The sequence below is a fragment of the Sphingomonas sp. 10B4 genome (assembly GCF_035019905.1).
Lineage (GTDB): Bacteria > Pseudomonadota > Alphaproteobacteria > Sphingomonadales > Sphingomonadaceae > Sphingomonas > Sphingomonas glacialis.
In genome coordinates this window covers 11,853-23,981 of the sequence record NZ_JASJVC010000032.1, presented here as the reverse complement: position 1 = coordinate 23,981, position 12,129 = coordinate 11,853, and the positions used below count along the sequence as shown (strand labels likewise).

The 12,129-nt window shown below is 67.0% G+C and carries 12 protein-coding genes; 5 read left to right on the top strand and 7 right to left on the bottom strand.

Translation table 11 applies throughout. The annotated features are described in order from the left end of the window. Positions 1–9: 9 nt before the first annotated feature. Positions 10–378 carry a response regulator gene (locus QN347_RS11245; RefSeq protein ID WP_322161284.1) on the top strand — a complete coding sequence of 123 codons (369 nt, stop codon included), beginning with the start codon at positions 10–12 and terminating at the stop codon, positions 376–378. Positions 379–506: 128 nt separating this feature from the next. Here the strand turns inward: QN347_RS11245 and QN347_RS11240 are convergent, their stop codons facing one another. The 5 genes from QN347_RS11240 to QN347_RS11220 form a co-directional block, all read right to left on the bottom strand. Further along, positions 507–1,085, bottom strand: coding sequence for an oleate hydratase (locus tag QN347_RS11240; protein ID WP_322161282.1), 579 nt, complete (start codon positions 1,083–1,085; stop codon positions 507–509). 106 nt (positions 1,086–1,191) lie between these two features. Then, on the bottom strand, positions 1,192–2,145 hold the full coding sequence (locus QN347_RS11235; protein ID WP_323494026.1) for a hypothetical protein: 954 nt from the start codon (positions 2,143–2,145) through the stop codon (positions 1,192–1,194). Between the two features lie 5 nt (positions 2,146–2,150). Then, entirely contained in the window at positions 2,151–2,834 is a 684-nt protein-coding gene (locus QN347_RS11230) for a MarC family protein (RefSeq protein ID WP_322161278.1), read from the bottom strand. Then, positions 2,831–4,351, bottom strand: a complete 1,521-nt coding sequence (gene gadC / locus QN347_RS11225) for a putative glutamine/gamma-aminobutyrate antiporter GadC (protein ID WP_322161277.1) — start codon at positions 4,349–4,351, stop codon at positions 2,831–2,833. The genes QN347_RS11230 and gadC overlap by 4 nt, the downstream gene beginning before the upstream one ends. A gap of 115 nt (positions 4,352–4,466) precedes the next feature. Then, positions 4,467–6,188: a pyridoxal phosphate-dependent decarboxylase family protein gene (locus tag QN347_RS11220; protein ID WP_322161276.1), complete on the bottom strand. Its 1,722-nt coding sequence runs from the start codon at positions 6,186–6,188 to the stop codon at positions 4,467–4,469. A 127-nt stretch (positions 6,189–6,315) separates the two neighbouring features. Between QN347_RS11220 and QN347_RS11215 the strand changes: the two genes are divergently transcribed. Next, positions 6,316–6,483, top strand: coding sequence for an aldehyde dehydrogenase family protein (locus QN347_RS11215; RefSeq protein WP_322161274.1), 168 nt, complete (start codon positions 6,316–6,318; stop codon positions 6,481–6,483). Positions 6,484–6,643: 160 nt separating this feature from the next. Then, complete coding sequence (locus tag QN347_RS11210) at positions 6,644–7,831, top strand: M20/M25/M40 family metallo-hydrolase (protein ID WP_322161272.1); 1,188 nt, start codon at positions 6,644–6,646, stop codon at positions 7,829–7,831. 117 nt (positions 7,832–7,948) lie between these two features. On the opposite strand, the gene QN347_RS11205 is transcribed toward QN347_RS11210, so the two are convergent. After that, positions 7,949–8,566, bottom strand: coding sequence for a hypothetical protein (locus QN347_RS11205; protein ID WP_322161271.1), 618 nt, complete (start codon positions 8,564–8,566; stop codon positions 7,949–7,951). Between the two features lie 64 nt (positions 8,567–8,630). Next, positions 8,631–8,855, bottom strand: a complete 225-nt coding sequence (locus QN347_RS11200; protein WP_323494025.1) for a hypothetical protein — start codon at positions 8,853–8,855, stop codon at positions 8,631–8,633. On the opposite strand from QN347_RS11200, the gene QN347_RS11195 reads away from it, so the two are divergent. Both QN347_RS11195 and hemH read left to right on the top strand, forming a co-directional pair. Next, positions 8,842–11,091, top strand: a complete 2,250-nt coding sequence (locus tag QN347_RS11195) for a xanthine dehydrogenase family protein molybdopterin-binding subunit (RefSeq protein WP_322161270.1) — start codon at positions 8,842–8,844, stop codon at positions 11,089–11,091. The two genes, QN347_RS11200 and QN347_RS11195, sit on opposite strands and share 14 nt — an antisense overlap. Beyond that, positions 11,091–12,095 (top strand): ferrochelatase, encoded by a 1,005-nt coding sequence (gene hemH, locus QN347_RS11190; protein WP_322161268.1) that lies wholly within the window; start codon positions 11,091–11,093, stop codon positions 12,093–12,095. The genes QN347_RS11195 and hemH overlap by 1 nt, the downstream gene beginning before the upstream one ends. The last annotated feature ends 34 nt before the right edge of the window (positions 12,096–12,129 follow it).

Sequence of the window (12,129 nt, the reverse complement as noted above, 5' to 3'; positions counted from 1 at the left end):
TGCGCGGCTGTGAGCCCTGGACGCAGAATCCTCCTCGTCGAGGATGACGTCCTGATCGCGATGGATCTTGCCGACCTGCTGATCGCGATGGGGCACGATGTGTGCCACATCGCATCGACCGAGAGCGATGCCGTGGCGGCGGCGCAGCGCTTGGCGCCCGATCTGCTGATCGTCGACGGCAATCTTGCCGAGGGCAGCGGAGTATCCGCGATGCGGCGGATCCTTGCCCGCGGCTTCGTCGCGCATTTCTATATGAGCGGCGATACGATCCAGCTCTTGAAGGCGGTGCCGGACGCCGTGGTCCTCGCCAAGCCTTTCACCCTGCATGCGCTCACGACTGCGATGGACACGGCAACGCGTGTTCGGGGCGGCCAGTGAGATGCTGCTCACGGTGATCGCGGTGCTGCGTGCAGCAAAGCCGAGATCCTCGAGACAGACGCGATGGCGGACCTGAACGCCACGATCATACCGTTATACTGGGTGTCGATGGTACGACAGATGTCGTCCTAGACGTCGATCGCCGAGAAATGATCGATGAAGCGTCGCAAGTAGCGGCGGAATTCGATTGCGCTGTGCCACGGCTCGAACGCGAACAGCGCGCACCATTCCAGCCAGAACGTGGTCTCGAAGAAATGGGCCGCGAAGCAGTCGGTGATGCGCTTGTCGCCGAGCCTGCGCTCGGATCCACCGATCAGCGCGAGCAGGTCGATCCGGTCGTGCTCGGTGAATCCCATGGCGTGCGCATCCGGGCGAGAGCCGTCCAGATTGACGAGCCGCACCTCATTGTCCCACCGCCATTCCGCCGCGGCTGGGTTGGCTTCCTCGGGCACCGAGATCGTCGGGTCGCTCGCCGAAGGAATGTCGTCGAGCACGTCGACGGTGCATTGGTACATCGCCTCGAGCATATGGCTGCCGCTCAGGAAATATCGGTCCTCGGCGCTACCATGCGCATCGAACGCGCCGCCGCTCTGGTGACGTTCCTCGAGGATCGTGATGTCCGCGCCCGCGACCTCTCCATCCCGCAGCAGGATGACCGCCCCGGCAAGCGCGGCAATTCCGCTGCTGACGAGAGTATAGCTGCTCATGCGTTGATCCTCTTGTCCCAAGGATCCCGCGGTAGTCCCGTTCCCCCGGCGCGAGCAGCGTCGGAAATTACGCACACCATCGGGGTATAGCTCGACGCGACGAACGCTAGAATGCCACGGCAAATGCTATCTGGGGCGCGGCGTAGGACGGTGTATTGCGGCCGGCGACGGACACTTCGACCCCCGCAATGAGCCCGGCGCGGGCCGACCAGTTATATTCCAGCGCAGGCGCCAAAGTCGTTCGGCTTGCGCGCCGGCCCGTGGTCCGTCGCACTGTGCCGCCGGCATCCATGCCCGTCAGCCGCGAACCGCCGGCATCGCTCCGGACAAGATCGAGTGCAATCACCCAGCGCTGGTCGAGCGCATAGCCGGCGGCCACACCGACCTGCGCGGACACGCCCGGCATGGCGTGGCCGACAAAGCCGTCCGTCGTGCCATAGACGCTCAGATCGCGAACGCTCGCCGACGCCAGCGCCTCAGTCATTGAGGCGAAGAGGCGGAGACGAACCGGGTGGCCGCCCGCGGTGTCGAATAGCGATTCGACGACGATCCCCTGTTTTGCCAGCAGCGCGCCGGTGCCGAGGCCGTCGAGCACGGTCGTCAGGTGATCGTAGCGGCCGATCGGCAGCACGAGGCCGGCGCTCGCGGTGATCGAGGGCGATCCGGTTCGGCCATTCTCATCCGTCAGGCGATATTCCAGCTCGATCGGCAGATCGGCGATGCCGAGGCCACGCCGATCATGGCCATCGGTCACGCGGACGACCGTCGGCAGCGCCTGAAAGCTCACCCGGTCGGTGAGCGCGTATTTCACGACCGTCACCGACTGCAGCTGGTGCACGCCGTCGCCGCGGGGGTGGCGATGGCCCCGATCGTCATAGGCGCCGGTATCGATCTTGTAGATGAGATAGGGTTCGATCGCGAGCGTCCCGGCCGTCGACAAGGCTGGCGACGACGCCTCGAGCGAACCGGTGAACCATTGGTTGCGAACCGCGAGGTCGCCGTCCTGCGCCAGCGCTGCGCCAGGCGATCCCAGCGCGCACAGGGCGACCGCGGCGCACACCGTCTTCATCGCCCGCCGAGCCCTGGAAACAGCACGACCAGCGCGCTCGCCATCCCGCCGACCGCGATCGCGACGACGAGCAGGCCGAAGATCTTTTCGGTGATCAGCAAGGCCTTCTCCCCGATCACCCGCGTGATCGGCGCGGCCAGGAAATCGAGCGCGACGATGACCGCCGCATTCGCGAGGATCGCGACCATCGCGGCGAGATAGACCGGGCGACTGCCGCTGCCCCAGGCGATGATGACCGACAAGACCCCGGGGCCGGCATAGATCGGGAAGCCCAGCGGCAGGATTCCGACCGATGCGGGGGAGGGGGCGACGGCATTGTGCGCGGCGACCGGCACCTGCGTGTTGGACGCGCGGTGGTGGTGGCTGCGGACGGGCGTCGCTTCGCTCGGGGTCGGGGCGTTGAGCATTTGCCAGCCGATCACGCCGATCACCGCCATTCCCGCCACGCGCAATGCGGCGATGCTGACACCGAAGACGCCGAGCGCGGCGTTGCCGACGAACAGCGCGAGCAGTCCCGCGACGACATAGGTCGCCGCCGCCATCAGCGCGGTGCGACGCTGGTCCCCTTGTGTCTGGCCAGCGGTAGCGGCGACGAACAACGGCAGCACCGCGATCGGCGCGGTGATCGCGAACAGGCCGACGGTCATCGTCACCAGCGCGCTGGTGTCGAGTGCCGTCACGCCGCGGTTTCGAACGGTTCGAAGTCCGACTCCGCCGCCTTCCAGTCGGGCTTGTGAAAGGCGTAGATCACGAACGGGATCGCCAGGAAGAACGCCGACCCGACCACCAGCGCGCCGACATAGAGCACCGGACTGCCCGTGCTGATCTGCGCCGGCGGGATGAAGCTGAACCCCAGCGCGACGAGCGCCCCGGCGAGCCCGAGCAGGCCGACCAGCCACATGCCGACATTCCCGCCGGGAATGCGGAACGGCCGCTCGCGGTCGGGCTGGGTGTAGCGCAACCGGATCGCGGCGACGTACAGCAGGACGTACATCACCAGATAGATGATCGTCGCCATCTGGCTGAGCAGTTGATAGGCCGATTCGACCGACGGCAGCACGGTGAACGCGACGCACAGCACCGTGACGAGCAGACCCTGCAGGATCAGGATCGCGACCGGAATGCCGTGCGCGTTGGTCTTTTGCAGGATGTGCGGCAGATACCCCGCCTTGCCCACCGCGAGCAGCCCGGTCGACGGCCCCGCGACGATCACGCTGACTTGCCCCAGCACGCCGAACGCCAGCATCGCCGCCATCACGTTGCCGAGCCACGGCAGCCCGAACGCCGCCCACAGTTCGTTATACGCGACGAGCAACCCGCGGTTGATGTCGATCGCCGCGCGCGGGATCACCGCACCGACCGCGAGCGTGCCGAGCACGAAGATCACCACGACCATCACCGTCGCGATCAGCACCGACAGCGGATAGTTGCGCGTCGGGTTCTTGAGGTCCTGTACATGGACCGCCTGCATCTCCATGCCGGCGAAATAGAGGAAGACGCTGGCGGCCAGCACCATGTTGTGGAAGTCGCTGAAGTCGGGGATTACGCTCGCGTGCAGGTCGAGGTGCATCGGCTTGCCGGCCGCAACATAGGCCACGCCGAGCGCGATCAGGATCGCGCCGGGGATGATCGTCCCGAACAGACCGCCGAGCCAGCTCAGCCGGGTCGATGCCGCCATGCCGCGGAAGGTGACCAGCGTCACGAACCAATAGACCGCGAGCAGGACGGTGATCGTGTAGACCTTGTTGTCGGCCAGCGCCTGGTCGAACGCGGGCGGCCACCAGATATAGGCGAGCGCGGCGGCGGCGAAGATCAGCACGGTCGGGAACCAGATCACCACCGCCTGCCACTGATAATAGATCGCGGCAAAGCCCCAGCGCGGGCCGAACGCTTCGCCGATCCAGCGGAACACGCCGCCTTGCTTGGGGAAGGTCGCGGCGAGTTCGGCGGCGACCAGCGCTACGGGCACCAGGAACACGATCGCGGCGAACAGGTAATAGAAGATCGACGCCATGCCGTATTCGGCCTGGGCGGGCATGCCGCGCAGGCTGACGATCGTGGTCACGTTCATGACCGCGAACGCCAGCATGCCGATCACGATCTTGGGTTGTGGCTTGGTCTGGCCGCCATGCGCGAGCCACCCCGCGGGCTTGGGCTTGCCGCCGGGCATAGCGGCGGCGGGCGAGGGCTCGGTCATGGGAACAGCCTTGAAAAAGCGTGCCGCCGACGATTGCCGGCGGCGCAGACGTCAGACCAAGTGGTTAGCGCTTGAGCACTTCGTCGCGCGCTGCCGCGACGCAGTGCAGCGCCCATTACATCGTCTCGGGCGTGATGAAGACGTTCATCGGAAACGATTTCAGCGCGTAGACGACGGCTTCGTCGTCGGTCCCGTCGCGGTTGTAGGTTGTGGCGCGAAAGCCCGTGCTGAAGCTCATGTAGGGCGTGTACTTGCCGTCGATCTGCTTGCCGCTACGGAACCATTCGAACAGTTTGTTGCCGACCGCTTCGGTCAAATGATTATGCTTGATCAAGTCGCTGCGCAGCGCCGGGTCGCTCAGCTCGCGACCGAACTGGACCTGCGCGTCGATATCCTCGGGATAGACCCGGAACAGCGTGATCAGTCCGGTGTCGTCGGGGTTGACGCACACCATGTCTGGGTGGCTGCGGATCAGGTCGTAGAGGTAGTATTTGGTCTCGAGGATGCCGCCGAGGATCGCCTGCATCCCTTCCTTGCCGAAATATTTGAGCGTCGCCCAACCCGCGAGCGACCCCGACGCGGTGCGCGACACTTCGAGCGTGTAATACATCGGATTGTACGGCGTGCGCGCCTGCAGATAGGCGTCCGCGCCGCGGCGGTGGATCGACTCGAACTCGGTCGCGTCGCGGTACAGGAAGCAGCTGCTGACATAGGGTGCCCAGCCGACCTTGTGGAAATCGATCCCGACGCAATCGGCATGTTCGAGCGCGCGCATCGCTTCGCCGTTGCGGCGCAGCACGGGCAGGATCCGCTCGGAGAATTCGAGCGGATTGGCCTCGAAATCATAATCCTTGAAATAGACCCACGACCATCCGACGACGGCATCGGCATAGAGCACCGCCTTGCCGAAGCCCGCGGGATTGGGATGGCGGTCCATCACTTCGCGGACCAGGCCGATCGGATCGAACGCGCTCGCGTCGGTCGTGCCCATCGTACAGACGACGGTCGCGACCGGAATGCCGCGCGCAGCGAAATCGGTCAGCAATTCCTCGAGATGGCCGAGGTCCATCTGGTTGGTCGCGACATCGGTGCGGACATGGACGATATTGTCCATGCCGAGGCCGAGCCAGTCGGTCGCGTTCTGCTGGACGTAATGCGCTTGCTGCGAACAGATGACCTTGGCGTCGGTCCGCACGCCCTTGTCGCGTGAGTCCTTCAGGACGCGCGTCAGCCCGTATTTCAGCCCGTAGGTCCAGCAGCCGCCACCGCCATAGGTGTAGATCGCGCCGCTGTTGACCGGGTTCCAGCCGAACATGTTGGCGACCATGCCCGCGGTCTCGAGCTCGGCGCGGTGGACGTTCCAGGCATATTCGCCCTCGAGGATGTTGGCGGAGAACACCTGCGACAGCATCGACGCGACGACGGCCGCGGTATTCGACTGCGGGATGACGTTGCACATCGTCAGCGGGTTGCCCCAATTGGGCGCGCCCTCGAACAGCTTGACGACATCGTCGAGCACCTGGTCGAGATCGCCCATCGCCTGCGGCACGGTGATGTTCTTGACGTCGGGATAGGCATACGTGAGCGCCGGGTTCTTGCCGAGAAAGGCCGGGCCGCCCTTTTCGGGGCGCAGCATGTCGAGCTTCTCGACGAATGTGTTGATCTGGCGCGCGAGCGGATCGTCATCGCCGCGGAAGGGCGAGGGGAACTCGCCTGCCATCTTGGCGTGGTATTTCGCCCATTTGGGCGATCGCGCGGCGGACGACGGGGTCTCGCTGTCGCTCTCGGTGGATGCCGCATGCGCAATGGCTGCAGCGGCGTGGGTCCGGTCGTGCATCGCAATACCTCTGATCACGGGGCGGGAGAATGCCGCCTGATCGACGCAACGCCGGGTGCGCGTCAGCCTCGGAAAATACCCAGCATGGGGGGCGGCCTGGGCTCGCGCATCCTGCTACCGCGAGTGATTGGACCAGCGCTGGCAGCGCACTGGTCGGAAGGCGCCTTTCATCCGCACGGCGCAGACGCTGGCGATGTCCGCCCCGTTCGGTGGCTTCAAGCACTCCGGCATCGGCCGGGAGAATGGCGTGTTCGGGCTCGAAGCCGATCTCGAACCCAAAGCCGTGATCGGCTGACGCGGCGCCATTTCGGGTATGGCGCCCAGCCGATCCTCGGCTACGGTGGAGACACACGCCGCTGGTCCTTTACGGATTATGGCGGCGAGAAGGGGAAGCGATGAACCACCGCCCGATCCAACCGACGCCCCAGAGCGTCCTTCGCGCCCTTTCCGCGGCGATGGCCCTCGTCCTGACCGCCCCCGTCCTGACCGCCCCCGTTCTCGCCCAGCCGACGGCGCAGCCGGTCGATCCGGTCCGCGTGCTGGTCAAGCGACTTGATCTGGAGCGCTACAAGGCGACGATCAAAGCGCTCACCCGGTTCGGCGATCGCCGCCAGGGCACCGCCCGCAACCGCGCCGCGACCGACTGGATCGAAGCGCAACTCAAGAGCTATGGCTGCACCAATACCGAGCGCTTGAAGTACACGTTCGGCGAGGAACCCGTCCATACGGTCGCACCGGCCAAGGCAGCGGTGGTGGCCGGGTCGGACGAACCCGGCCGGTCTGTCGGCGGCGGGCGCTCGCGCGGCTTCACGCGCAAGACCGGCGTGAACAGCGATCCTGGCGCGCAGCCCGACCCGCGGATCAGGGCGCTGGACACGCCGCCCGCGGTCCCGGGCGCGCGCGAGGAGGTCTATTGCACCAAGATCGGGAGCGGCCACCCTGGCGAGATGTATATCGTCAGCGCCCATATGGACGGGATCGGCTTTGGCGAAGCCGCCAATGACGACGGCTCGGGCACGGCGCTGGTGATGGAACTGGCGCGCGTGTTCAGCAGCCCCGACGTGCAGACCGATCGTTCGATCCGCTTCATCCTGTGGAACAACGAGGAGACCGGCCTCAACGGCGCGAAGGCCTATGTCGAGCAGCGGGCGGCACTGCAAGGCAAGGAATCGCCTGCCGGATCGGGCCGCTACCCCGAGCCGAAATGGCTCGGCGTAATGCAACACGATATGATGCTGTTCGATCACGGCATGCCCCGTGCCGACGGCAGCATGAGTCCGGTGCAGCGTCCCGAGGCCGACGTGAACATCGAATTCCAGTCTGCATCCAAGCTGGCCGGCCAATCGCAGGAATTGGCTTGGGCGCTGCAGGCGGCGAACGAGCGGTACGCCACAGACTATCCGGCCGCGGTCGGACGGCACATGACCAATACCGATTCGAGTCCGTTCATGGACCTGGCACCGGCGGTCAGCCTGCGCGAGAATGACCGTGGCGCGCAGGTCGGAAGCGGCTGGGACCCCCAGTGGCACCAGCCGAGCGACCTCTACAGCACCTATGACGACAAGGATTTCCGCCTTGGGCTGAACGCCGCGCAGACCACGCTGTCTGCCACGGCGCAGCTGGCGGGTGCGACGCTGCGCTAGACGCCGTCGACCATCCGCCGCGGCCGCGTTTCGAGCGGTCGCGGTATCCTCAGCGGATCCTCCGCGGCGTCGGCAAACGTCCGCGCCACCCTGATGCCGCCGGGCGGGGCCACGGTGTCACAGCGGCGCCCCGTCCTTGTCGAGCATCTCGAAGCGGTAGCTGCAGCCGTAGAAGGTCTTGCCGGGATGCGTCGTGGCGTTGGAGATGGTCCGCGCGACGACCAGATGGCTGCCGTAGCTTTGTCCCTCCGCCGCGGGCTCGGTGACGTCTTTTAGGATGCGCTCGCCCATGAATTTGCGGAACGGGACCGCAGCCTTCGCCTGCGCATCGGTCATGGTGCCGGTGTCGACGAGCGCGGCGATCATCGGGTCGCTGGACATGGCGTTTTCGACCTGCTCGGCGCGCGCGACCGTAGCTGGGTCGGGCAAGTCGAGGATGGCGAGGATCGCGTTCGCGGTGAACGCGATCCGGCGGGTGCTGTACGCGCCGGCGACAGTGATCGCCTGCGGCAGCTCATATTCGTTCATGAAGGCATTGCGCGACGCGATCCGTTTCCAACGGCGCGTTTGCGCGAGTTTCTCCTCGCCATCGATCGCCATGGCGAACTGCGTGTAGCCGGGGACATCGAGGCGGCAGTGTATGGCGTCGACCTCAGATGTGCTCGCGGGACCGCCATTTGCGGTGTCGGCGTGCTGCAATGCTGAGGCTAGCGCGAGCGCGTAGAGAGACATCATCCGCCCGTGATAGCCCTACGCCCGGCATTTGCCAGCAGCTGCGCGGCACCGGACCCGGGCACGATCAGGCTCGAATCATCGACACGCGGTCGCGGCGCTGCCTCGGCCCGGTGACCAGCGCGTCGCTGGCGACCACCCCGAGCCTTAGCACAGGACCGCTTGTGCGGTTTCGGCGCTTCGATGCCGCCATGCCGCTTTGCAGCCCTTCGGCGTCCGGTCGCCGCGCGGTGCACAGCGAACTGGCGGCGCACCGCGCGGCGCGATAGAGCTTGGCGATGGCATCCCCCACGCTCCCCACGGTCGACCGTCGCACGCTGCTGATCGCGGGCGGCGCGGGGATCGGTCTGGTCGTCGCGTGGCAGCTGTGGCCGCGCAGCTATGTCGGCAATCTCACCGCCGATCCCGGCGAGACGATCTTCGGCGCGTGGCTCAAGATCGGCGACGACGGACGCGTCATCGTCGCGGTGCCGCAGGCCGAACATGGCCAGGGCGTCTATACCGCGCTGCCGCAGATCGTCGCCGACGAGCTCGGCGCCGACTGGCGCACCGTCGGGGTCGAGCCGGCGCCGGCCAACCCGCTCTACGCCAATCCGTTCGGGGCCGAGCAACTGTTCGAACAGCCCGACAACGGCCTGCTCAAGCATTGGCGCGATGGCCATGCGGTGCGGATCGGGCTGACGCTGACCGCAGGGTCGAGCTCGGTGCGCAGTTTCGAGGATCCGCTGCGCGCGGCGGGGGCCGCGGCGCGGATCCTGCTGTGCAAGGCAGCCGCCGCGCGGTGGAAGATCGATTGGCAGGCCTGCACCACTGGCGAAGGCTTCGTCGTGCATGGCAAGGACCGGCTGCGCTTCGGCGAGCTCGCGGTCGAAGCGGTGCGCGATTTCGGGGGGGCGGCGCTGCCCGATCCGCTTCCGCTGCGCAGCGATCCCGCCGGGCGGCTGTCGGGACAGTCGCTGCCGCGGCTCGATGCGCCGTCGAAGGTCGACGGTTCGGCGACCTTTGCCGGCGACGTCAGGCTCCCCGACATAGTCTATGCGAGCATCCGCCAGGGTCCGGTCGGCGATAGCAGATTGGCGCGCGTCGATCGTGCAGCGGCCGACCGCGTCAATGGCGTGCTGCAGGTCGTCACCAACGATCGCTGGGTCGCGGCGATCGGGAACACCTGGTGGTCGGCCAACCGCGCGCTCGATGCGCTCGCGCCGCGCTTCGAGACCAAGGGGCCGATCGTGAGCAGCGCGAGCATCGCCGCCGCGCTCGCCGCCGCGCTTGCGGCGCCCGGAACGCGGATGGTCGCGCAAGGCGATGTCGCGGCGGCGTTCAAGGGCGCGCGGCTGGTCAGCGCGGCGTATCAGGTCGGGCTCGCGCCCCACGCCGCTATCGAGACGATGACCGCGACCGCGCAGTTCAGCCATGGCCGGCTCGAACTGTGGCTGCCGACGCAAGCCCCGGGCGTGGCGCGCGCCGCAGCAGCGGCGGCGATCGGGATTGCCGAGGATGCGGTGCTCGTCCACCCGATGCTCATCGGCGGGTCGTTCGGCGCCAATCTCGAGACCGAGTGCGCGGCGCAGGCGGCGGTGCTGGCGCACGCGATCAAGCGTCCGGTCCAGCTCGTCTGGAGCCGCGTCGAGGATCTGCTGCACGATCGCTATCGCCCGCCGGCGCACGCGCGGATGACCGCGCGGCTCGGCACCAACGGCCAGATCCTCGGGCTTTCCGCCAAGATCGCCGCACCCGCGACGGGGCACGACCTCGCGCGGCGGATGTTCGCGCACGACGCGGGCACGAGCGCCGCGCTCGCGCTCGCCGGGGCGGCCGACCCCTATGCCGTCGCGGGCGCGATGCCGGCGTATCGCATCCCCGCCGTCGCGATCGATCACCATCCCGCCGAGATCGGCGTGCCGACCGGGCATTGGCGCTCGGGCGCGCACAGCTACACCAGTTTCTTCACCGAATGCTTCCTCGACGAGCTCGCGCATGTCGCCGGAACCGAAGCCTTGTCGTTCCGCATCGCCATGCTCGGCGGCGACGCGCGGCTCGCGCGGTGTCTCTCGACCGCCGCCTCGCTCGGCGGCTGGGAAGGCGGCGTCGCGGGAAGCGGGCAGGGGATCGCCTGCCACAGCTTCCGCGGCAGCCACATCGCGGTGCTGGTCGAGGCGCATGTCGGCGAGGGGCAGGCGGTGAGCGTCGACCGGATCGTCGCCGCGGTCGATTGCGGGCGGCAGATCAACCCCGACCTCGTCCGCCAGCAGATCGAGGGCGGGCTGCTGTTCGGCATGGCGGCGGCGACGGGCTGCACGACGGGCTTCAAGGATAATCTTGCGACCGTTCGCGGGCTTGGCGGGCTCGGGCTGCCACGGCTCGCCGACACGCCCGACATCACCGTCGAGCTCGTGCCGAGCGAGGCCGATCCGGGCGGGGTGAGCGAACTTGCCGTGCCGCCGGTCGCGCCAGCGATTGCCAATGCGCTGCAAGCCGCTACGGGCTATCGCCTGCGGAGCTTGCCGCTAATGCCCGGAACCCTGTGATGCTGCCTGCCGATCATCCCCCCATCCCCAAGCGGAAAGTCGGCGTCTTGCTGACCAATCTCGGCACGCCCGACGGCGCCGATACCAAGTCGGTCAAACGCTATCTGGCGGAATTCCTGTCGGACCGGCGCGTGGTCGAGATTCCGCCGCTGATCTGGCAGCCGATCCTGCGCGGCATCATCCTCAACACGCGCCCGCAGAAATCGGCCGAAGCCTATGCGCAGGTATGGAGCGAAGACGGCTCGCCGCTCGCCGCGATCACCAAGGCGCAGAACAAGGCGCTGCAAGGCGCGTTCGGGCCGGGCGTGATGGTCGATTGGGCGATGCGCTACGGCAAGCCGTCGATTCCCGAGCGGTTGCAAGCGATGAAGGATGCCGGCTGCGAGCGGATCCTCGTCGCGCCGCTTTATCCGCAATATTGCGGGGCGACGACCGCGACCGCCAACGACAAGGCGTTCGAGGCGCTGGCCAAGATGCGCTGGCAGCCCGCGTTGCGCACGCTCCCCCCCTATCATGACGATGCCGTCTATATCGACGCGCTCGCGACCTCGATCGAAGCGGGCGTCGCGGCGCTCGATTTCGAGCCGCAGGCGATCGTCGCGAGCTTCCACGGCATGCCGCAGCGCACGCTCGAACTCGGCGATCCGTATCACTGCCATTGCCAGAAGACCGGGCGCTTGCTCGGCGAGCGGCTGGGGAAGCCGCTGATCGTGTCGTTCCAGTCGCGCTTCGGGCGCGCGAAATGGCTCGAGCCGGCGACCGACATCACGCTCGAGGAATTGCCCGCGAAGGGAATCACCAAGATCGCGATCGTCGCACCCGGTTTCTCGGCCGATTGCCTCGAGACGCTCGAGGAACTGGCGATCCGCGGGCGCGAGAGTTTCGAGGAGAAAGGCGGCACGCATTTCGCCTATATCCCGTGCCTTAATGCCAGCGACACCGGTGTCGAAATGTTGCGCACTTTACTCGCGCGTGAACTTGAAGGCTGGGTGAGCGCCGCTTAGCGTGGCGCCCGGACACAGATCCTTTGAGGAGAGT

Coding starts and splice junctions, on each gene's coding strand:
- QN347_RS11240 (WP_322161282.1), bottom strand. CDS start 1,085: ATGAGCAGCTATACTCTCGTCAGCAGCGGAATTGCCGCGCTTGCCGGG.
- gadC (WP_322161277.1), bottom strand. CDS start 4,351: ATGACCGAGCCCTCGCCCGCCGCCGCTATGCCCGGCGGCAAGCCCAAG.
- QN347_RS11220 (WP_322161276.1), bottom strand. CDS start 6,188: ATGCACGACCGGACCCACGCCGCTGCAGCCATTGCGCATGCGGCATCC.
- QN347_RS11210 (WP_322161272.1), top strand. CDS start 6,644: ATGGCCCTCGTCCTGACCGCCCCCGTCCTGACCGCCCCCGTTCTCGCC.
- QN347_RS11205 (WP_322161271.1), bottom strand. CDS start 8,566: ATGATGTCTCTCTACGCGCTCGCGCTAGCCTCAGCATTGCAGCACGCC.
- QN347_RS11195 (WP_322161270.1), top strand. CDS start 8,842: ATGGCATCCCCCACGCTCCCCACGGTCGACCGTCGCACGCTGCTGATC.
- hemH (WP_322161268.1), top strand. CDS start 11,091: ATGCTGCCTGCCGATCATCCCCCCATCCCCAAGCGGAAAGTCGGCGTC.